The sequence below is a fragment of the Amycolatopsis sp. 505 genome, assembly GCF_031625235.1.
GTDB lineage: Bacteria > Actinomycetota > Actinomycetes > Mycobacteriales > Pseudonocardiaceae > Amycolatopsis.
In genome coordinates, this window is sequence record NZ_JACKQP010000035.1 from 1 (window position 1) to 317 (window position 317).

The window sequence follows — 317 nt, forward strand, 5'->3', positions numbered from 1 at the left end:
GAACTGGACGAGCGCTGGGTGGTGCTCGGCCCGAACGGCGCGGGCAAGACCACCCTGCTGCGCCTGGCCGCGGCCGAGCTGCACCCGACCACCGGCGAGGTCGACCTGCTCGGCGAGCGGATCGGCCGGGTCCACATCTTCGACCTGCGCCCCCGCATCGGCTTCACCTCGGCCGCCATCGCCCAGCGCGTGCCGGGCGACGAGCTGGTCAAAGACGACGTGGTCAGCGCCGGTTACGCGGTGCTCGGCCGCTGGCGTGAGGAGTACCCCACCCTCGACACCGCGCGCGCGACCGAGCTCCTCGACGCGATGGGCAT

General features: G+C 73.2%; 1 protein-coding gene. It reads left to right on the forward strand.

The genetic code is table 11. From position 1 onward, the window contains the following. Positions 1-317 (forward strand): ATP-binding cassette domain-containing protein (locus tag H5965_RS46020; RefSeq protein ID WP_310977646.1); only part of this gene is annotated, 317 nt, incomplete at both ends.